This window comes from Burkholderia sp. 22088, from assembly GCF_052045915.1.
GTDB classification, from domain to species: Bacteria; Pseudomonadota; Gammaproteobacteria; order Burkholderiales; family Burkholderiaceae; genus Burkholderia; species Burkholderia cepacia.
The window spans coordinates 124,003-143,481 of sequence record NZ_JBQEPY010000015.1 but is presented as its reverse complement, the minus strand read 5'-3'; the positions used below and the strand labels follow the sequence as shown (position 1 = coordinate 143,481).

At 63.9% G+C, this 19,479-nt stretch carries 18 protein-coding genes and 1 tRNA gene; 13 read left to right on the top strand and 6 right to left on the bottom strand.

What is annotated here, in order from left to right; translation table 11 throughout:
- Positions 1–13 precede the first annotated feature (13 nt).
- From ACTJLD_RS27245 to ACTJLD_RS27230, 4 genes are all read right to left on the bottom strand, one after another.
- Complete coding sequence (locus ACTJLD_RS27245; protein WP_060084342.1) at positions 14–814, bottom strand: UDP-2,3-diacylglucosamine diphosphatase; 801 nt, start codon at positions 812–814, stop codon at positions 14–16.
- Positions 815–841: 27 nt separating this feature from the next.
- Positions 842–1,333 carry a peptidylprolyl isomerase gene (locus tag ACTJLD_RS27240; RefSeq protein WP_006751616.1) on the bottom strand — a complete coding sequence of 164 codons (492 nt, stop codon included), beginning with the start codon at positions 1,331–1,333 and terminating at the stop codon, positions 842–844.
- An 88-nt stretch (positions 1,334–1,421) separates the two neighbouring features.
- Positions 1,422–2,003 carry a peptidylprolyl isomerase gene (locus tag ACTJLD_RS27235; RefSeq protein ID WP_021162660.1) on the bottom strand — a complete coding sequence of 194 codons (582 nt, stop codon included), beginning with the start codon at positions 2,001–2,003 and terminating at the stop codon, positions 1,422–1,424.
- A 39-nt stretch (positions 2,004–2,042) separates the two neighbouring features.
- Positions 2,043–2,765, bottom strand: a complete 723-nt coding sequence (locus ACTJLD_RS27230) for a tetratricopeptide repeat protein (RefSeq protein ID WP_027787046.1) — start codon at positions 2,763–2,765, stop codon at positions 2,043–2,045.
- A gap of 234 nt (positions 2,766–2,999) precedes the next feature.
- On the opposite strand from ACTJLD_RS27230, the gene cysS reads away from it, so the two are divergent.
- The 6 genes from cysS (at position 3,000) to ACTJLD_RS27200 (ending at position 9,612) form a co-directional block, all read left to right on the top strand.
- The gene (gene cysS / locus ACTJLD_RS27225; protein WP_021162658.1) at positions 3,000–4,397 is read left to right on the top strand and encodes a cysteine--tRNA ligase; all 1,398 of its coding nucleotides are present in this window, start codon (positions 3,000–3,002) and stop codon (positions 4,395–4,397) included.
- 43 nt (positions 4,398–4,440) lie between these two features.
- Positions 4,441–5,268, top strand: a complete 828-nt coding sequence (locus ACTJLD_RS27220) for a DNA-3-methyladenine glycosylase family protein (RefSeq protein WP_059493276.1) — start codon at positions 4,441–4,443, stop codon at positions 5,266–5,268.
- Between the two features lie 103 nt (positions 5,269–5,371).
- Positions 5,372–6,343 carry an acetyl-CoA carboxylase carboxyltransferase subunit alpha gene (locus ACTJLD_RS27215; protein ID WP_006478433.1) on the top strand — a complete coding sequence of 324 codons (972 nt, stop codon included), beginning with the start codon at positions 5,372–5,374 and terminating at the stop codon, positions 6,341–6,343.
- Positions 6,344–6,389: 46 nt separating this feature from the next.
- A complete protein-coding gene (gene tilS, locus ACTJLD_RS27210; RefSeq protein WP_440660000.1) occupies positions 6,390–7,811 on the top strand; it encodes a tRNA lysidine(34) synthetase TilS in 1,422 nt (473 codons plus the stop codon).
- Between the two features lie 343 nt (positions 7,812–8,154).
- Positions 8,155–9,408, top strand: a complete 1,254-nt coding sequence (locus ACTJLD_RS27205) for an aspartate kinase (RefSeq protein WP_027787050.1) — start codon at positions 8,155–8,157, stop codon at positions 9,406–9,408.
- Positions 9,409–9,518: 110 nt separating this feature from the next.
- Positions 9,519–9,612: transfer RNA gene (locus tag ACTJLD_RS27200), tRNA-Ser, on the top strand.
- Positions 9,613–10,030: 418 nt separating this feature from the next.
- On the opposite strand, the gene ACTJLD_RS27195 is transcribed toward ACTJLD_RS27200, so the two are convergent.
- Positions 10,031–10,963: a LysR family transcriptional regulator gene (locus tag ACTJLD_RS27195; protein WP_440659998.1), complete on the bottom strand. Its 933-nt coding sequence runs from the start codon at positions 10,961–10,963 to the stop codon at positions 10,031–10,033.
- Positions 10,964–11,031: 68 nt separating this feature from the next.
- On the opposite strand from ACTJLD_RS27195, the gene ACTJLD_RS27190 reads away from it, so the two are divergent.
- Together ACTJLD_RS27190 and ACTJLD_RS27185 are read left to right on the top strand one after the other, a co-directional pair.
- Positions 11,032–11,808 (top strand): SDR family oxidoreductase, encoded by a 777-nt coding sequence (locus tag ACTJLD_RS27190; RefSeq protein WP_060311907.1) that lies wholly within the window; start codon positions 11,032–11,034, stop codon positions 11,806–11,808.
- Entirely contained in the window at positions 11,801–12,199 is a 399-nt protein-coding gene (locus ACTJLD_RS27185) for a GlcG/HbpS family heme-binding protein (protein WP_027787053.1), read from the top strand. Before ACTJLD_RS27190 ends, ACTJLD_RS27185 begins: the two co-directional genes overlap by 8 nt.
- Positions 12,200–12,598: 399 nt before the next feature.
- On the opposite strand, the gene ACTJLD_RS27180 is transcribed toward ACTJLD_RS27185, so the two are convergent.
- Positions 12,599–12,976, bottom strand: a complete 378-nt coding sequence (locus tag ACTJLD_RS27180) for a hypothetical protein (RefSeq protein ID WP_334045542.1) — start codon at positions 12,974–12,976, stop codon at positions 12,599–12,601.
- Between the two features lie 594 nt (positions 12,977–13,570).
- Between ACTJLD_RS27180 and ACTJLD_RS27175 the strand changes: the two genes are divergently transcribed.
- From ACTJLD_RS27175 to cyoD, 5 genes are all read left to right on the top strand, one after another.
- Positions 13,571–15,100 (top strand): complex I subunit 4 family protein, encoded by a 1,530-nt coding sequence (locus ACTJLD_RS27175; protein WP_119337749.1) that lies wholly within the window; start codon positions 13,571–13,573, stop codon positions 15,098–15,100.
- 269 nt (positions 15,101–15,369) lie between these two features.
- On the top strand, positions 15,370–16,257 hold the full coding sequence (gene cyoA, locus ACTJLD_RS27170; protein WP_027787056.1) for a ubiquinol oxidase subunit II: 888 nt from the start codon (positions 15,370–15,372) through the stop codon (positions 16,255–16,257).
- Between the two features lie 3 nt (positions 16,258–16,260).
- Complete coding sequence (cyoB, locus tag ACTJLD_RS27165; protein WP_021162481.1) at positions 16,261–18,267, top strand: cytochrome o ubiquinol oxidase subunit I; 2,007 nt, start codon at positions 16,261–16,263, stop codon at positions 18,265–18,267.
- Positions 18,267–18,875 carry a cytochrome o ubiquinol oxidase subunit III gene (gene cyoC, locus ACTJLD_RS27160; RefSeq protein ID WP_021162482.1) on the top strand — a complete coding sequence of 203 codons (609 nt, stop codon included), beginning with the start codon at positions 18,267–18,269 and terminating at the stop codon, positions 18,873–18,875. Before cyoB ends, cyoC begins: the two co-directional genes overlap by 1 nt.
- Positions 18,876–19,208 (top strand): cytochrome o ubiquinol oxidase subunit IV, encoded by a 333-nt coding sequence (cyoD, locus tag ACTJLD_RS27155; protein ID WP_011352504.1) that lies wholly within the window; start codon positions 18,876–18,878, stop codon positions 19,206–19,208.
- Positions 19,209–19,479: the final 271 nt, after the last annotated feature.

Here is a 19,479-nt window from a genome sequence, read left to right as displayed (position 1 = left end):
GGCGGCGGCCGCGTCAGTCGAGCGGCATCGCGTGGATGCCTTCCGCGTCGACACGCAGGTAACCGCCGCGCGGCTTGCCGTGGTCGAGATCCCAGTCGGGCAACACCCAGCGAATGCCGCCCGGCTCGCTGTGGCGCGCGGGGCGGTGCGTGTGGCCGTGAATGATCACGCTCGCGCGGCTTTTCCGGAACAGGGCGGCCACCCCTTCGCGCGTGACATCGTAAATCGCCGAAGCAGGGCGCATCCGGCCCGCTTCGCTGTTCGAGCGCATGCGGTGCGCGAGCGCGCGGCGCCAGCGGAACGGCCATGAGAGAAACAGCCATTGCGCGACGCGGTTGCGTGCGAAGCGGCGGAACAGCTGGTAGCCGCGATCGGCCGTGCATTGCGCGTCACCGTGCGCGAGTACGATGCGCTGGCCGAACGCCATGATCAGCGACGGGTCGGGCAGCAGCATCGCACCGGCTGCCTTCATGAAGCGCCGGCCGAGCAGGAAATCGCGGTTGCCGTGCATCACGTAGAGCGCAATTCCGCGTTCCGAGAACGTGTGCATCAGCGCGGCCATGCGGGCCGCGAACGGATCGTCGTCGAGGATGTCGTCGCCGATCCAGTATTCGAACAGATCACCGAGGATGAACACCGAGTCGGCGCTGTCGGCGGTGTATTTCACGAAATGCTCGAACGCGGCGACCGTCTTCGGAATCGCTTCGCTCAGGTGCAGATCGGAGAGAAACAGGAACGGGCGTGCGGCTTGCGCGTATTCGCGCTCGCCCGGCACGCCCGCGGAGACGCTTCGCGGCGGACTCTCCTGCAACATCGAAGTGCCTCCGTTACGTGCTGTGCGTCAGACCACGACGGCCTTTTCGATCACGACGTCGTCGGCCGGCACGTCCTGATGGAAACCGGCGTTGCCCGTCTTGACGCCCTTGATCTTGTCGACCACGTCCTGGCCTTCGACAACCTTGCCGAACACAGCGTAGCCCCAGCCTTGCGGCGTCGGCGACGAGTGGTTCAGGAAGTCGTTGTCGTTCACGTTGATGAAGAACTGGGCGGTCGCCGAGTGCGGATCGTTCGTGCGCGCCATCGCGATCGTGTAGTTGTCGTTCTTCAGGCCGTTGTTCGCTTCGTTGTCGATCGGCGCGTCGGTCGGCTTTTGCTTCAGGCCCGGCTCGAAGCCGCCGCCCTGGATCATGAAGCCGTTGATCACGCGATGGAACACGGTGCCGTCGTAGTGGCCCTTCTTCACGTAGTTCAGGAAGTTTTCGACCGTCTTCGGTGCCTTCGCGGCGTCGAGCTCGAGCTTGATCACGCCGTGGTTCGTATGCAGTTCAACCATGATGAATTCCTTCGGTGAGGCGGTTTAAATGGCACGCGGCCGGTCGTGCGACGCGGCCGCGTGAGGCGCCGGACGTGCCGGCAGGTTCTTACTTCGAGACGACGCTCGCCGATTCGATCACGATCGGTTGTGCGGGCACGTCCTGCATCGGGCCGCGCGAGGTCGTCGCGACGCCTTCGATCTTCTTCACGACGTCGAGACCCGACACGACCTTGCCGAACACCGCATAACCGTTGCCGTCCGGGTTCGGGTAGTCGAGGCCGCTGTTGTCGACCGTGTTGATGAAGAACTGCGCGGTGGCCGAGTTCGGATCGCTCGTGCGTGCCATCGCGATCGTGCCCGTCAGGTTCTTCAGACCATTGCGGCTTTCCAGCGGGATCGGCGCGCGGGTCGGCTTCTCCTCGAAGTTGGTCTTGTAGCCGCCGCCCTGGATCATGAAGCCCTTGATCACGCGATGGAAGATCGTGCCGTTGTACTGGCCGGCCTTCACGTAATCGAGGAAGTTGGCGACCGATTTCGGCGCCTTCTCCGGGTAGAGCTCGACGCGGATGTCGCCCTGCGAGGTCTTCAGCTGCACGACGGGGTGCGCGGTAGCCGATTGCGCGAACGCAGGTGCGGTCGCGGTCGCGAGAAGGGCGGCGCCGCCAAGCGCCAGCAACAGACGTTTCATTGCGATCCTCAGGTTGGGAGGGAAAGAAGGCCGCGCCGCTTATTGCGACGGCGCGACGTACGGCGCCGCCAGTGCGCCCGACGGACCGCTGAACTGGAACGTCGGCGACATCGGCAGCGTGGTGGTGCTCACGTTCGCGGCGGCGCGGTCGGAGTAGTCGCGCGTGGCCGGTGAGGCCGCGCGGGCGTTCGGCGCGGTCTTCGGCGGCGACACGATCTTCTGGAGATCGGCGAGGCGCTGAGCGGTCGCGCCGCTCGTGCGGCCGAGCGATTGCGCACGCTTGTACGACTCGGCCGCGAGGCGCAGGTAAAGATCGCCGAGGTTCTCGTATGCGAGCGAGTAGCTCGGGTTCGCTTGCGTCGCCGTGACGAGCGCGGTGCGCGCTTCGTCGTATCGGCCATGCTTCGCGTAAAGCGCCGCAAGGTTGTTGTACGGCTCGGGCAGTTCGGGGTACGCCTGCGTGATCGCGACGAACTGCTGGATCGCGTCGTCGTCGCGGTTCAGGCGGGCCAGCACGGTGCCGCGCTTGAACTGCGCCTGCAGGTCGTGCGGGTTCGATGCGATGCGCGCGTCGAGCTGCGCGAGCGCCTGCTTCCACTGCTTGCCGGCGATCGACGCGTCGATTTCGGGGGTGCCGTCGGCGGTGGCCGGGGCCTTCTGCGCATGCGCCGCCGGGGCCGCGAACAGCGTCAGCGCGACGCCCATGACGGTGGTCGCAACGAGGGTCGCAGCGCTCGGCGCGCGGCCGCGATGAGGTTTCATAGGCGTAAATCGGAATGTTATACTCCGAGCCATTCTAACAAAACGTCTGCGCGTTCCGGCGAGCCGCAGGCAGTCTTTCTTAGCCTCTCGTGGCCGTCACCGCTGTGCTTGCAGCCTGACCGCCCCATGTGATATCGAGGACGCTCGGCCTGGTGCCGCAGCAGATGGTCCGTCCGTTTCGCATGCTGGGCGAGCTTCGCCAGGGCGGTTTCCTTCGGCTCACGGTTCATCTCTATGGAATCACTGCGCATCTACAACACGCTCGCGCGTGACAAGCAAGTTTTCGTGCCGCGCCAGCCCGGCGAAGTGCGGATGTACGTATGCGGAATCACCGTATACGACTATTGTCACGTGGGCCACGCGCGCATGCTGGTCGTGTTCGACCTCGTCCAGCGCTGGTTGCGTGCGATCGGTTACCGGGTCACGTATGTGCGCAACATCACCGACATCGACGACAAGATCATCCGCCGCGCGGTCGAGAACGGCGAGACGATCAAGTCGCTGACCGACCGGTTCATCGGCGCGATGCACGACGACGAAAGCGCGCTCGGCATCCAGCGGCCCGACATCGAGCCGCGGGCGACGGCGTTCATTCCGCAGATGCTCGGCATGATCGAGACGCTCGAGACGAACGGTTATGCGTATCAGGCGACCGACGGCGACGTCAATTACTCGGTGCGCAAGTTCGCGAACTACGGAAAGCTGTCGGGCAAGTCGCTCGACGATCTCCGCGCGGGCGAGCGCGTCGCCGCGAACGACGCGAAGGAAGATCCGCTCGACTTCGTGCTGTGGAAGCGGGCGAAGCCGGAAGATCCGGAAGGCGCGTCGTGGGCGTCGAAGTACGGGATGGGCCGCCCGGGCTGGCACATCGAGTGCTCGGCGATGGGCTGCACGCTGCTCGGCGAACATTTCGACATCCATGGCGGCGGGCAGGATCTGCAATTCCCGCACCACGAGAACGAGATCGCGCAGAGCGAAGGCGCGACCGGCCAGACGTTCGTCAATTACTGGATGCACAACGGCTTCGTGCAGGTCGACAACGAGAAGATGTCGAAATCGCTCGGCAACTTCTTCACGATCCGCGAAGTGCTCGAGCGCTACGACGCGGAAGTCATGCGTTTCTTCATCGTGCGCACGCACTACCGTTCGCCTCTCAATTACAGCGATGTGCATCTCGACGATGCGCGCGCGTCGCTCACGCGCCTCTACACCGCGCTGAAGGACGTCGATGCCGACACGCTCGCGCTCGACTGGAACGAGCCGCACGCGCAGCGTTTCGCGGCCGCGATGAACGACGACTTCAACACGCCGGTCGCGGTGGCGACGTTGTTCGAGCTGGCGGGCGAGGTGAATCGCACGCGCGACGCATCGCTCGCGCGGCAACTGAAACAGCTGGCGGGGCTGCTCGGCCTGCTGGGCCGCGAACCGCGCGCGTTCCTGCAGCAGGCGTCGGGTGCCGCGCAGGCGGGCGGGCTCGCCGCCGACGAGATCGAAGCGAAGATCGCCGCGCGCGTCGCGGCGAAGCAAGCGAAGGACTATGCCGAAGCGGACCGGATCCGGGCGGAACTGCTCGAGACCGGTATCGCACTTGAAGACAAACCGGGCGGATCGACCGAATGGCGTCGCGTATGAGCGCGGTGCGTTCCACTGACCGATCCGTCAGGTAGGAGGCAAGATGGCAACGGCCAGAAAAGCGCCGGTCAGGCGCGCGACCCCGGTCGCCGCGCGTCCGGCAGCCAAGCGCGTGCCGCCGGTGAAGACGGACGCAACGCGCGCCGTGCCGAACGGCGCGCTCAACGGTCATGCGCAGCCCGCGGCCGCGCAACCGGCCGCCGACGCGGCCCGCAAGGCCCGTGCGTCCGAAGCGGACGGCGAGGAGGTCGTCGTGCGTCCTGCTTACTGGGACAAGGCATGCGCCGACCTCGTCAAGCGCGACCGGATCCTGAAGAAACTGATTCCGAAGTTCGGTCCCGCGCATCTCGTGAAGCGCGGCGACCCGTTCGTCACGCTTGCGCGCTCGGTCGTCGGCCAGCAGATTTCGGTGCCGTCGGCGCAGTCGCTGTGGGCGCGCATCGGGGATGCCTGTCCGAAACTCGCGCCGCAACCGGTGATCCGGCTCGGCGCGGACAAGCTGATCGCGTGCGGGCTGTCGAAGCGCAAGACGGAATACATCCTCGATCTCGCGCAGCATTTCGTGTCGGGCGCGCTGCACGTCGACAAATGGACGTCGATGGACGACGAGGACGTGATCGCGGAACTCACGCAGATCCGCGGCATCAGCCGCTGGACGGCCGAGATGTTCCTGATCTTCAACCTGTCGCGGCCGGATGTCCTGCCGCTCGACGACCCGGGCCTGATCCGCGCGATCAGCGTCAATTACTTCAGCGGGGAACCCGTCACGCGCAGCGAGGCGCGTGAAGTCGCGGCCAACTGGGAACCGTGGCGCACCGTTGCGACCTGGTACATGTGGCGCAGCCTCGATGCGCCCGACGCCGACGCCTGAGCGGCGGCTATCGGGTTTTAAACATCAATAGTTGAGAGTCGGTTTTGAGCGTCGCCCGCGCGGGTAGAATACGCGCTGCCGCAAGACCCAAGGATTCGAACACATGAAGACCACGTTTCTGGATTTCGAACAGCCGATCGCCGAACTCGAGGCCAAGATCGAAGAGCTGCGATTCGTGCAGGACGACTCGGCTGTCGACATTTCGGAAGAAATCGAGCGGCTGTCGAAGAAAAGCCAGCAACTGACGAAAGACCTCTACGCGAACCTGTCGCCGTGGCAGGTTTCGCAGATCGCGCGGCATCCGCAGCGCCCGTACACGCTCGATTACGTTGCGGAACTGTTTACCGATTTTCACGAGCTGCACGGCGACCGCGCATTCGCGGACGACCTGTCGATCGTCGGCGGTCTCGCGCGCTTCGGCGGCCATCCGTGCATGGTGATCGGTCACCAGAAGGGCCGTGACACGAAGGAACGCGCCGCGCGCAACTTCGGGATGCCGCGTCCGGAAGGCTATCGCAAGGCCGAGCGCCTGATGCGTCTCGCCGAGAAGTTCGGGCTGCCGATCTTCACGTTCGTCGACACGCCGGGCGCGTACCCGGGCATCGGCGCGGAAGAGCGCGGCCAGTCGGAGGCGATCGGCCGCAACCTGTACGTGATGGCCGAGCTGAAGACGCCGATCATCACGACCGTGATCGGCGAGGGCGGTTCGGGCGGCGCGCTCGCGATTGCGGTGGCCGACACCGTGATGATGCTGCAGTTCTCGACCTACTCGGTGATCTCGCCGGAAGGCTGCGCGTCGATCCTGTGGAAGAGCGCAGCGAAGGCGCCGGAAGCCGCGGAAGCGCTCGGCCTGACCGCGCACCGCCTGAAGGCGCTCGGCCTGATCGACAAGATCATCAACGAACCGCTCGGCGGCGCGCATCGCGATCCGAAGGGCATGGCTGCGCTGCTGCGCCGCGCGCTTGCCGATTCGCTGCGCCAGTTCCAGGGCATGAGCATCGATGCGCTGCGCGAGCGCCGCTTCGAGCGCCTGATGGCCTACGGCAAGTTCAAGGAAACCACGCCGGGCGCATGACCGGCCGCGTGTTCAATACGCGCGCCGCTGCGCGCGCATTCCTCTCGTGATCCCACCGACCGAATTCTCCGCCGACCGCGTCGTCCTCGACGCGGTCGGCGTTGCGCTTTCCGGCATGCCACCCGATGCGCGCATCGCGATCGCGTACAGCGGCGGCCTCGACTCGACGGTGTTGCTCGATGCGGCCGTGCGCGTCGCGGGCGCGTCGCGCTGCGTCGCGCTGCACGTGCACCACGGGCTGAGTGCGAACGCCGACGCCTGGGTTGCGCATGCCGAGGCGAGCGCGGCCAGGCTCGGCGTCGCATTCGAATCGATGTGCGTCGACGTCCCGCGCGACAGCGGCCTCGGTGTCGAGGCGACAGCGCGCGAGCGGCGCTATGCGGCGCTCGACGAGATGTGCGAACGCCACGGCGCGGCCGCGCTGTGGCTTGCGCAGCATGCGGACGACCAGGCCGAGACCGTGTTGCTGCAGTTGTTGCGCGGCGCGGGGATCGCGGGGCTTGCCGCGATGGCGCCGCGTTACCGCCCCGACGGCGTGAGCGTCGAGCGCGTGCGCCCGCTGCTGCGATTGCTGCGCGCGCAACTCGAGCGTTATGCGGCGCAGCGCGCGCTCGAATGGATCGACGACGAATCGAACAACGACACGCGTTACGCGCGCAATGCGCTGCGCATCGACGTGCTGCCGGCGCTGGCCGTGCATTTTCCGGGCTTTCGCGACGCGCTGGGCCGCGCGGCCCAGCACGCGGCCGCCGCCCAGCGGCTGCTCGACGATCTGGCTGAACTCGACTTCGCCGTTGCCGCGCGCGATGACGGGCAGGCGCTGTCACGCGATGCACTGGTTGCGTTCGACGATACGCGTGGCGCGAACCTGCTGCGCTTCTGGATGCGCCGGCTCGGTTTGCCGGGCGCGTCGGCCGCCCGGCTCGCCAACATGATGCGGCAGTTGCGTGCCGCACACGATGCCCATGCATTGCGCGTCGATCACGCGGGGCAATGCCTGCGGCTTTATCGCGATGTCGTCTACTGGGAAGCGGGCGACAGCAGCGAGCCGGCCGACGACGGCACCGGCACCCCCCATCCGGACGCGTCGCTCGCGTGGGACGGGCAGGAGGTCTGGCACCTGCCGGGATGGCGCGGCACGTTCGTGTTCGCGCCGGTCGACGCGGCAAGCGCCGATGCGGTGCCGGAGGCGCTGCTGCGCGGCGCGCGGCTCGTGGCGCGCGCCCGCGCGGGCGGCGAGCGGATGCGCACGTCGCCGGGCGGGCCGGGCCGCACGTTGAAGAACCTGTTCCAGGAGCGCGGCGTGCCGGCCTGGCAGCGCGACGTGCCGCTCTTGTTCGCGGGCGAGCGGCTGATCTACGTGCCGCGGCTCGGCATCAATCGCGATGTCGGCGCGTTCGGCAGCGAGGCGGCAGGCGACGGCACCTGGCGCCGGATCGAATGGCGTCCCGACCTGCTGATCGCGTAACGGCGGGCAGGCTTCCGGCAGCGCGATGGCGCGCGCATTTTCACCATTTGGTAAACAGCGCCGGAACGGCTCCGGACGCGGCGAGCGGCTTGTCAAGCGGGCCTCTATCGGGTACGCTCGGTCGTTTGCTCGGCTCGATTTTTGAGCGATTTGTGCAGGTTTTCCGCGTGACGTACCCGGTTTGCGCGGCCTGATCGGCCTTCCGGGCAAAATCCGTCACGCTTGCGTGTTGCGTCCCAGCCGTCCCCCTCGTCGTCCGTCCACAGCCACAAGCCGCGTGACCGAACGGCTACGCGGCCTGCCCAGCGCGCCCGTGCGGTTTCTCCTCCAGTTCAGAACGACAATGGCACTCATCGTACACAAATACGGCGGCACTTCGATGGGCTCGGTCGAGCGCATCAAGAACGTCGCGAAACGCGTCGCAAAATGGCATCAGGCCGGGCACCAGATGGTGGTCGTGCCTTCGGCGATGTCCGGCGAAACCAACCGTCTGCTCGGTCTTGCGAAAGAGATTTCGAGCCAGCCGAGCCCGCGCGAGCTCGACATGATCGCGTCGACCGGCGAGCAGGTCAGCGTCGGCCTGCTGTCGATCGCGCTGCAGGAAATCGGCGTCGAGGCCGTGAGCTACGCGGGTTGGCAAGTGCCGATCAAGACGGACAGCGCGTTCACGAAAGCGCGCATTCACTCGATCGATGACGAGCGCGTGAAGGCCGATCTGAATGCAGGCAAGGTCGTGATCATCACGGGCTTCCAGGGCGTCGATCCGGACGGCCACATCACGACGCTGGGCCGTGGCGGCTCGGATACGTCGGCGGTGGCGGTCGCGGCTGCGCTGGGTGCCGAAGAGTGCCTGATTTACACGGACGTCGACGGCGTCTACACGACCGACCCGCGCGTCGTCGAAGAGGCGCGACGCCTCGATCGCGTGACGTTCGAGGAAATGCTGGAAATGGCCAGCCTCGGCTCGAAGGTCCTGCAGATCCGCTCGGTCGAATTCGCCGGCAAATACCAGGTGAAGACGCGCGTGCTGTCGAGCCTGACCGATCCGCTGATTGCGCTCGACGAAGAAATGCGCTCGGGCACCCTGATTACTTTTGAAGAAGACGAGACCATGGAAAAGGCAGTCATTTCCGGCATCGCGTTCCAGCGCGACGAAGCACGCATTGCTGTGATGGGCGTGCCCGACAAGCCGGGCATCGCGTATCAGATCCTCGGCCCGGTCGCGGATGCGAACGTCGACGTCGACATGATCATTCAGAACCAGAGCGTCCAGGGCAAGACCGACTTCACGTTCACGGTCGGCCGCGGCGACTACCAGAAGGCGATGGACATCCTCACCAACCAGGTGAAGGGCCACGTGAACGCCGAGCAGGTGCAGGGCGATCCGAAGGTGTCGAAGGTGTCGGTGGTCGGTGTCGGCATGCGTTCGCACGTGGGTGTTGCGAGCAAGATGTTCCGCACGCTGTCGGAAGAGGGCATCAACATCCAGATGATCTCGACGTCCGAAATCAAGATTTCGGTGCTGATCGACGAGAAATACATGGAGCTGGCCGTCCGCGCGTTGCACAAGGCATTCGAACTCGACCAGGCATCGTGAATTTTTCGTGATGCATTGAAGAAAATGCATCACGGAAATTGACGTGCGGTTCGAAACCCTATATTATTTCGTTCTCGTCGCACTGCCTCCCTGGTGCGAGCGAAAGTTTGGGAGACGTGGCCGAGAGGTCGAAGGCACTCCCCTGCTAAGGGAGCATCTGGGCCAAAACCTGGATCGAGGGTTCGAATCCCTCCGTCTCCGCCAAAAGCGGTGACAAAGCCCCGCAAGTTCTCGGACTTGCGGGGCTTTTTCTTTTTGACTATCAAATCAACTCACAAGCTTCCTGTGAGCATGAGCACGATGAACGAGCGGTTCGCCGGTCGCAGTCGTTCTGATGCCGAGAGAATATTCGCGCGGTGAAGGGTGATCACTCGTCAAGCGGCGATCCGTGTCCGCGTGCGGCATGCTTGAGCCGGACTCGATGATTTCCTGAACCATCTCAAGTCGACTCGAGAAAGTGAGTTCCTTCGGCTGGGTTCCCGGAAGGTTGGGTGTTTGGCGGCTTCCAGTCTTCCAGACTCAGTCCGGATGAACCATCGATACAACCTATTGACGCTTCGCAGCTAACCCGGCGGTATCGTGCGACTGGCGCGAATACGAGCCGGCCTTGCCATGCAAAAACTCAACTGCGCAGCTGCTCGCCCTTGATAAAGGCAATCAGGGCGCGCAGAGCCTGCGAGACATGGCGATGGCCGGGATAGTAAAGGCATAGTCCCGGAAAAGGCGGACACCAGTCGTCAAGAACGCGTTCGAGGCGTCCGTCACGCAAGGCCTCGACGACGAGGTGGTCAGGGACGAAAGCGATGGCTATGCCGTCCATGGCGGCGTCGACCATCAGCGGTTGGTCCGTCAAAGTAAGCGGGCCCGAGACATCGATGGTCTCGCTCACGCCGCGTCGCTCGAATTCCCACTGGTAGATCGCGCCGCTCTCGAAGCGAAAGCGAATACAGTCGTGTCGATAAAGATCGTGCGGCGTAGTGGGGCGTCCATGTGCAGCGAAATACGCGGGCGACGCGACTGCTGCGAAACGAACGTTGCCCATGATCGGAACGGCCACCATGTCCTGCGGCACGGCCTCGGCCAGTCGGATGCCCGCGTCGAATCCCGCTGCAACGATGTCACCGAGGCGGCCGTCGCTTACGATGTCGAGATGCACGTCCGGATACGACTTCAGGAAGCTTGCCAGGATGGGACGCAGGATGAGGCGGATGGCGCCTTCGCTTGCATTGATGCGCACGGTTCCGCTGGGAGCCAGACGGAGATCGTCGACTTCGCGCATCGCTTCGTCAATGATCGAAACCGCCGGCCGGAGTTTGGCTGCCAGACGTTCGCCGGCCTCGGTGAGCGAGGTGCTGCGAGTCGTTCGATTCAGGAGCCGGACGCCCAGACGCCGCTCGAGCGCTTTTACCGAATGACTGACCGCTGACGGCGTGATCTCGAGTTCGGTCGCTGCTGCGCGAAAGCTTCGTCGTGTTGCAACGGCCAGGAACACGGTGAAAGAGAAAAAATCGAAGCTCCTTGATTGGTGAGTAACTCTCATCGTTTCATCAAGCATTGGTGATCTTGTTTTGATACTAGGGGCTCCCTACACTGGGTGCAACTATTTCAGTCAAGGAGCGCCAGATGTCTCGAAAGATATTGATCACGGGTGCCAGCTCAGGTTTTGGGCGTGGTGCGGCAATCGAACTTGCACGCCTTGGCCACCACGTCGTGGCGACGGCCGAAACGTGGCCGCAGGTTCGCAGCCTGCGTGCGGACGCAGCCGAGGCCGGTGTGGTGCTCGAGGTGATCAAGCTGAATCTGCTCGACGCGATCGACATCGCTCACGCGGGCTCGTTCGATCCCGATGTCCTGGTGCTGAACGCCGGCGTCATGGAAGGCGGATCGATCGTCGACATCCCGATGCAGCGCGTTCGGGAGTCCTTCGAAATCAACGTCTTCGGCCATCTTCAACTGGTACAGGCGATCGTGCCGAAGATGGTGGCACGCAGGTCCGGAAAAGTCGTATGGACCTCGTCGATGGGGGGCATTCTGGTTGTCCCGTTTGTCGGTGCCTACTGCGCGACCAAGCATGCGATCGAGGCCATCGCCGGGTCGATGAAAGCGGAACTCGAACCCTTTGGCGTCAAAGTCGCGACCGTGAATCCGGGCGTTTTCGGTACCGGATTCAACGACACTGGCGCCGAGAGCTACGTACAGTGGTACGACGCCGATTCCGCCGTTGTGCCGATGCCGGATTTCGGCGACAGCCTGATGAACCAGGCCGACCCCAAGGAGATGATCGACGCCATGGTCGAGATCATTCCGGCCGATACGCATTTGTATCGAACCATGCGCCCCTTTGCGACGATTGACGCTGCGAAGCAGTGGCAAGAGACGGAGTGGACGCAAAATGCCTGAGCTCACGTTGGAGCGGGCGGATCGGATCGTGGCCCAGGGGCGTGCCGCAGCCCAGGACGCGGGACTCAATGCCGTGTTTGCAATTCTGGATGCGGGTGCGCACCTGGTCACTTTCTCGCGGATGGACGGGGCATGGCTTGCGTCGAATGAACTGTCGATTGCAAAGGCCCGGGCTTCGGTGATGTTCCGGGCGCCGAGCGAAGCGCTCAATGTCCCGTGGCAGGCGGGCCAGCCAGTTCCACACTTCGACCACATCCATGCAGGCGGGCTGTTGCTGATGGGAGGAGGAGTGCCTCTCTTGGATGGCGATGGCCAACTGATCGGCGCCCTCGGCGTGTCCGGCGGTACACCCGAGCAAGATGCGGTACTTGCTCGTGCTGCGATTGCCTGAGCGCTGGAGGTGGTGGGCGAGACTCCGATACCTCGGCTATCGCGTCGATCCGCGGCGACACGTCACGGTTTCGTCGTCGGCATGTTGTGGGCGCTGGCCCGCTTGGCGTGCCAGTCGTCCTGTGTATCGCGCGGTTGTGTACTCGCGCAGGAAGAAATATTCACGGCCCGCGTCAAGAATGTATATCTGCGATGCGTAAGGTGAGGGCGCGACAGCCTGCCGCGATGGTGGATGACCCGCGCGCGTTGGAATATTCACTGCGCGCACTGAAAATACACACGCGCCATGCAGGTAGCGGGTGCGCATCCGCCCGCTGTGGTGGCGGCTGGCGCAAGCGACCCCATATTTACTTCGACAGCACGGATGTTGCGCGACCGGTTGTTCGGGCCGCGCTTCGGTTCAACCGTCGATTTCGCTCGAATCGAACGTGATTTGCACATCATGGTCCGCAGGCCGGTACGACGCGGCGTAACCACACTGTTTGCCAGCGAAGATGATCGTGCGCTTGCAGACCGGCGAATTGAAGTCCACCGGCGTTTGCTCGATCAGCCTGGTGTCCGGGCAGGATGCGGACACGTTCGGCAGCTTCTGTTGCGCGGATTCGCTCGCCTGATTCGCGTCCATCCCCCGATCTTTCGCGGTGCGCGCCCGCTGAGCAGCGGTGGATGCACGATGGTCTCCGATCGTATTTTCACGGGCAGCGTCGCTGTTGGCGTTCGCCGCTTTCGCTGCGGTTGCAGTTTCTGCGGCGCATTCTGCGCGCTTGGCAACCATCATCACGCCGACCATCGGCGCCTGACAGCGGTTGGCGTCGCAAATTGCTCCGGCTCCTTGCCGAGCGGAAAGGTGACTACGTAAAGCACGTTGATGGGTATCGGCTTGCTGTTCTAGTCCGCCCCCACGGGAGCGTGGAGGGTGGGCGGCGCGGCCAATCACTCGATCCGCGTCGAGCAAGGCGAAATGAAATAAAAATGAAAGTTATCTTGTAAGAAATCAGCGCTGCATTCTCGCCGTCTTGTCTGGTGCCAATCAGCTCGTTCCGACCCTCCGGAATGGCAGGCGGATGTCAAAAATGCGGCGCTGCGTCGATTTTTGCAATCTGTCTGATCGATCAATACAAAAAATTACTCATAAAAATCAGCAAGATAAGGTGGATTGTGAAAATCAATGCTCTGCTGCGATGCAGAAAATAATCAATCGCCTTATGCTGGTTAACCCGATCGCGTTTGAGCGGCGTCAAGCTTTCCCGTGATGCCGCTTTACATTTTGCCAACATTGGCGATTCACGAAATCTTTCTGTCGATTTGATTTCGTTCCTTTCGTCTCGCCTGTCTCCGATGCAGTGCGCGACTTCATCAAGGCCCTGTTGACATGCATGATTTCCCCTTCCTGAGCCTGGCCATCTGGGCTCCGATCCTGTTCGGCGCGTGCCTGCTGCGCGCCGGTTCCGACCATCATCCACGTCGAACGCGGCTGATCGCGCTCGTCGGCGCGCTGGTGGGGCTTGCGGCCGTCGTTCCGCTGGTCGCCGGTTTCGATGCGCACTCGGCCGCGATGCAGTTCGTCGAGAGCCGCAACTGGCTGGCGGCATTCAATTCCGGATGGCGGGTCGGCATCGACGGTGCGTCGCTGTGGCTCGTCGTGCTGACCGCGTTCACGACGCTCGTGGTGGTCGTGGCGTCGTGGGAGTCGGTCACGGTGCGCGTCGCGCAGTACTACGCGTCGTTCCTGATCCTGTCGGGGCTGATGGTCGGCGTGTTCGTCGCACAGGACGGGCTGCTGTTCTTCATCTTCTTCGAGGCGACGCTGATCCCGCTTTACCTGCTGATCGGCACATGGGGGCGCGAGCGCCGCGTGTACGCAGCCGTGAAGTTCTTCTTCATCTCGTTCGCCGGCTCGCTGTTGCTGCTGATGGCGATGCTGTACCTGTACGCGCAGTCGCACACGTTCGACATGGCCGTGTGGCGCACGCTGCAGCTCGGCTTCGCTCCGCAGTTGCTGGTATTCCTCGGCTTCTTCGCCGCCTTCGCGGTCAAGGTGCCGATGTGGCCGGTCCACACGTGGCTGAGCGACGTCTATACCGACGGCCCGACGGGCGCGGCGCTGATGCTCGCGATGCTCAAGCTCGGCGGCTACGGGTTCCTGCGCTTCGCGCTGCCGGTGACACCCGACGCGAGCCACTTCTTCGCGCCGGCCGTGATCGCGCTGTCGCTGTTCGCGATCGTCTATGCGAGCCTGATCGCGCTCGCCCAGACCGATCTCGGCAAGCTGCTCGCGTATTCGACGGTCGCGCACATGGGGATCGTCACGCTCGGGCTGTTCCTGTTCAACCGGATCGGCGTCGAAGGTGCGATCGTGCAGCTCGTGTCGTACGGCTTCGTCGCGGGCGCGATGCTGTTGTGCGTGAACGTGCTCGTCGACCGCACGAAGCAGCGCGAGATTGCCGCGTACGGCGGCGTCGCGGGCGTGATGCCGCGTTTCGCGACCTTCACGGTGCTGTTCGCGATGGCCAACGTCGGCCTGCCGGGCACGTCGGGCTTCGTCGGCGAGTTCATGGTCATCATGGGCGCGATCCGCTTCAACTTCTGGATCGGCGCGATCGCGGCACTGACGCTGATCCTCAGCGCGTCGTACACGCTGTGGATGCTCAAGCGCGTCGTGTTCGGCAAGGTCGCGAGCCAGCGGATCGCAAAGCTCGCCGACCTGAACCGTCGCGAAATCGTGATGTTCGCGTCGCTCGCACTGGTCGTGCTGGCGGTCGGCATCGATCCGAAGCCGTTCACCGACGCGATCGATCCGACCGTCGGAAGGCTGATCGAAGACGCGAGCCATTCGAAGCTGCCGGCAGGGGACGGCCCTGCGCAGCCGCAGCCGTCGTACATGGCATCGACGCACGGCTGATCGCGGCACGTCGCGCGAACGGGGCTCATCGCGCGGCGGTGCGGCCGTTGCGTACACATCGATCGCGGTCCGGCGCAGGTAGCGCCGGCCCGCTTGCGGCTGCGTGAAATTGCCCCGCGACAATGTGTCTCACAACAGATTCTGCAATGATGATTTTCCGCATTAGCTGGTTCTTCATCGCACTCGCGCGACGTATGATTCGGCCACTTTCGTGGATCGAATGCGCATCGGGCATACGCAAACGGATTCAATGACCCTCGGGCGGTGTGATGAAAAGAAGAGCTTCAAAAGGCGGGGTGGCGCTGATGTCGATCGGCGCGGCCCTGAGCCTGTCAGGCTGTAATTTAGATGTACTAAATCCGAAAGGAAGCGTGGGTGCTGCCGAAAAGGCGCTGATCGCGACGTCCACCTGGGCGATGCTGGTCGTCGTCGTGCCGGTGATCCTGCTCACGCTGTGGTTCGCGTGGCGTTACCGCGCATCGAACCGCAACGCCACCTACGCGCCGAACTGGTCACACTCGACCGCGATCGAGGTCGTGATCTGGACGGTGCCGACGCTGATCATCCTGTTCCTCGGCGTGCTCACGTGGAAGACCACGCACGAGCTCGACCCGTACAAGCCGCTCGAGTCGTCGGTGAAGCCGATCGACGTCGAGGTCGTTGCGCTTGACTGGAAGTGGCTGTTCATCTATCCGGAACTCGGTATCGCGTCGGTGAACCAGCTCGCGATTCCGGTCGGCACGCCGGTGAACTTCCGCATCACGTCGGATTCGGTGATGAACTCGTTCTTCATCCCGCAGCTCGGCGGCCAGGTCTACGCGATGGCCGGCATGCAGACGCGCCTGCACCTGATCGCCGACGAGCCCGGCAACTACGCGGGCACGTCCGCCAACTTCAGCGGCCGCGGCTTCTCCGACATGAAGTTCCGCACGCTCGCCGAGCCGCGCGAACAGTTCGATGCATGGGTGCAGAAGGTGAAGGCCTCGCCCGACCGTCTCGACGCGACCGTGTACGGTACCGTCGCCCAGCCGAGCGAGAAGGCGCCGGTGCGCTACTTCTCGTCGGTCGATCCGCGGCTCTTCCACAACATCATCGCGAAATACAACGATGGCCACGTCCTCGACCTGAAGGACGCCGCCTGCGGCACGAAGGGGTAACGCATGTTCGGCAAACTCACACTTTCGGCGATCCCGTTCGATCAGCCCATCATCATGGGGGCAGGCGCCTTCATGGGGCTGGTCGTGCTGGGCATTCTCGCCGCGCTGACGATCACCGGCCGGTGGAAATGGCTGTGGACGGAATGGCTGACCACGGTCGACCACAAGAGACTCGGCGTGATGTACATCATCGTCGCGCTGATCATGCTGCTGCGCGGCTTCGCCGACGCGATCATGATGCGCATGCAGCTCGCGCTCTCGTACAACGGGCCCGGCTACCTGCCGCCGCACCACTATGACCAGGTCTTCACGGCACACGGCGTGATCATGATCTTCTTCATGGCGATGGTGTTCATGGTCGGCCTGATGAACCTGGTCGTGCCGCTGCAGATCGGCGCGCGCGACGTCGCATTCCCGTTCATCAACTCGCTCTCCTTCTGGATGACGGCCGTCAGTGCGATCCTGATCAACGTATCGCTCGTGATCGGCGAATTCGCGCAGACGGGCTGGCTCGCCTATCCGCCGCTGTCGGAGCTGCAGTTCAGTCCGGGGGTAGGGGTCGACTACTACCTGTGGGCGCTGCAGATATCGGGCGTCGGCACGCTGCTGACCGGCGTGAACTTCTTCGTGACGATCATCAAGATGCGCGCGCCGGGCATGACGCTGATGAAGATGCCGGTGTTCACGTGGACCGCGCTCTGCACGAACGTGCTGATCATGGCGTCGTTCCCGATCCTGACCGCGACGCTCGCGCTGCTCGGCCTCGACCGTTACCTCGGCATGCACTTCTTCACGAACGAAGCCGGCGGCAACGCGATGCTGTACCTGAACCTGATCTGGGCGTGGGGCCATCCGGAGGTGTACATCCTGATCCTGCCGGCGTTCGGGATCTTCTCGGAAGTCATCGCGACGTTCGCGAAGAAGCCGCTGTTCGGCTACAAGACGATGGTGTACGCGACCTGCGCGATCATGGTGCTGTCGTTCCTCGTGTGGCTGCACCACTTCTTCACGATGGGCTCGGGTGCGAACGTGAACGCGTTCTTCGGCATCATGACGATGATCATCGCGATTCCGACCGGCGTGAAGGTGTTCAACTGGCTGTTCACGATGTATCGCGGCCGGATCGAATTCACGACGCCCGTGCTGTGGACGATCGGCTTCATGGTCACGTTCACGATCGGCGGCATGACCGGCGTGATGATGGCGATTCCGGGTGCGGACTTCGTGCTGCACAACAGCCTGTTCCTGATCGCGCACTTCCACAACGTGATCATCGGCGGCGTGCTGTTCGGTTATCTCGCGGGCTTCAACTACTGGTTCCCGAAGGCGTTCGGCTTCAAGCTGAACGAGAAGCTCGGCAAGGCTGCGTTCTGGTTCTGGCAGGTCGGCTTCTACGTCGCGTTCGTGCCGCTCTACGTGCTCGGCTTCATGGGCATGACGCGCCGGCTCAACCACTACGACAACCCGGCCTGGCATCCGTGGCTGCTGGTCGCCGCATTCGGCGCCGTGCTGATCGCGGTCGGCATTGCGTGCCAGTTGCTGCAACTGGTGGTCAGCATCCGCAACCGCAACCTGCCGGCATACCGCGACACGACGGGCGATCCGTGGGGCGGCCGCACGCTGGAGTGGGCGACCTCGTCGCCGCCGGCCGACTACAACTTCGCGGTGATCCCGCAGGTGCGCACGCTCGACGCGTATGCGGACATGAAGGCACGCGGCGAAGGCCGGCCGAACCCGGCGTCGTTCCGCGACATCCACATGCCGTCGAATACCTGCGCGGGCCTCGTGGTGGCGATCTTCAGCCTGGTGCTCGGCTTCGCGCTGGTGTGGCACATCTGGTGGATGGCGATCGGCGGACTCGTCGGGATCGTCGCGACGCTCGTGATCTACAGCTCGCGCGATAACGACGGTTATTACATCCCTGCGTCGACGGTGCGCAAGACCGAAGACAAGCAGCCGACGCAGCGCGTGGCCGCGCGCGTCGACGACGTGGAACTGGAGGCCAACTGATGTTGCAGAAAACCTTGAGCGCGACCCTGCTCGAGCACGACGACCATCCGCCGTCGCACTCGGTGTTCGGGTTCTGGCTTTACCTGATGACCGACTGCGTGATCTTTGCCGCGCTGTTCGCGACGTTCGCGGTGCTCGGCCAGCAGTATGCGGGCGGGCCGACCGCGAAAGACCTGTTCGACATTCCGGGCGTCGCGGTGGAAACCGCTGCGCTGCTGCTGTCGAGCATCACGTACGGTTTCGCGATGCTCGCCGCGTACAAGCAGCGGCGGGGCGCGCTGCTCGCATGGCTCGCGGTGACGTTCGTGCTCGGCGCGGCGTTTCTCGTGATGGAACTGCGCGAGTTCTCGCACCTGATCGCGGAAGGCGCGGGCCCGCAGCGCAGCGCGTTCCTGTCGGCGTTCTTCACGCTGGTCGGCACGCACGGGCTGCACGTGACGGCCGGGCTGCTGTGGATGATCGTGCTCGCCGGGCAGATCGTGTTTCGCGGCGGCGACCTGACCGATCGCGACCTGCGACGCCTGACGTGCCTGAGCCTCTTCTGGCACTTCCTCGACATCGTATGGATCTGCGTGTTTTCCTTTGTTTATCTCGCGAGCGTGATCTAAATGGCCCATTCGCATTCGTCTCAACTCGAAGAAGGGCACGGCAGTGTCGGCGGCTATGTCGCCGGTTTCATCCTGTCGGTGCTGCTCACGGCCGCGTCGTTCGGCCTCGTGATGGGCGGCGTGCTGTCGCCGCACGCGTCGCTGATCGCGCTTGCCGTGCTCGCGTTCGTGCAGATCGTCGTGCACCTCGTGTACTTCCTGCACATGAACGGCTCGTCGGGCCAGCGCTGGAACGTGATGGCGTTCAGCTACACGGTGCTGACCGCGGCGATCCTGATCGTCGGCACGCTGTGGGTGATGCACAACGTCAGCATGAACATGATGTCGCGCTGAGCGGCATCGCGGCGCGATGCGTCGACCGGAGAAGCGGCACGAAGGTGCCGCTTTTTTTCGTCCGCGAGAAGGGCGCTGCGGCCCGCGAGGGCGGTGCCGGGGGGGCATCGACTGTATGATTCGGCGCGTGCGCACTGCCGGTGCGAACGCCGATCGGCAAAGGCGGAAGGGAGCCTGGGCGCCTCCGACGGGCCGTCGATTGTTACAAGACGTTAGCGCAAGCTTGCCCTTGCGATGCCGCGCATCAGTTCTTACAAACTTGAAATATGCG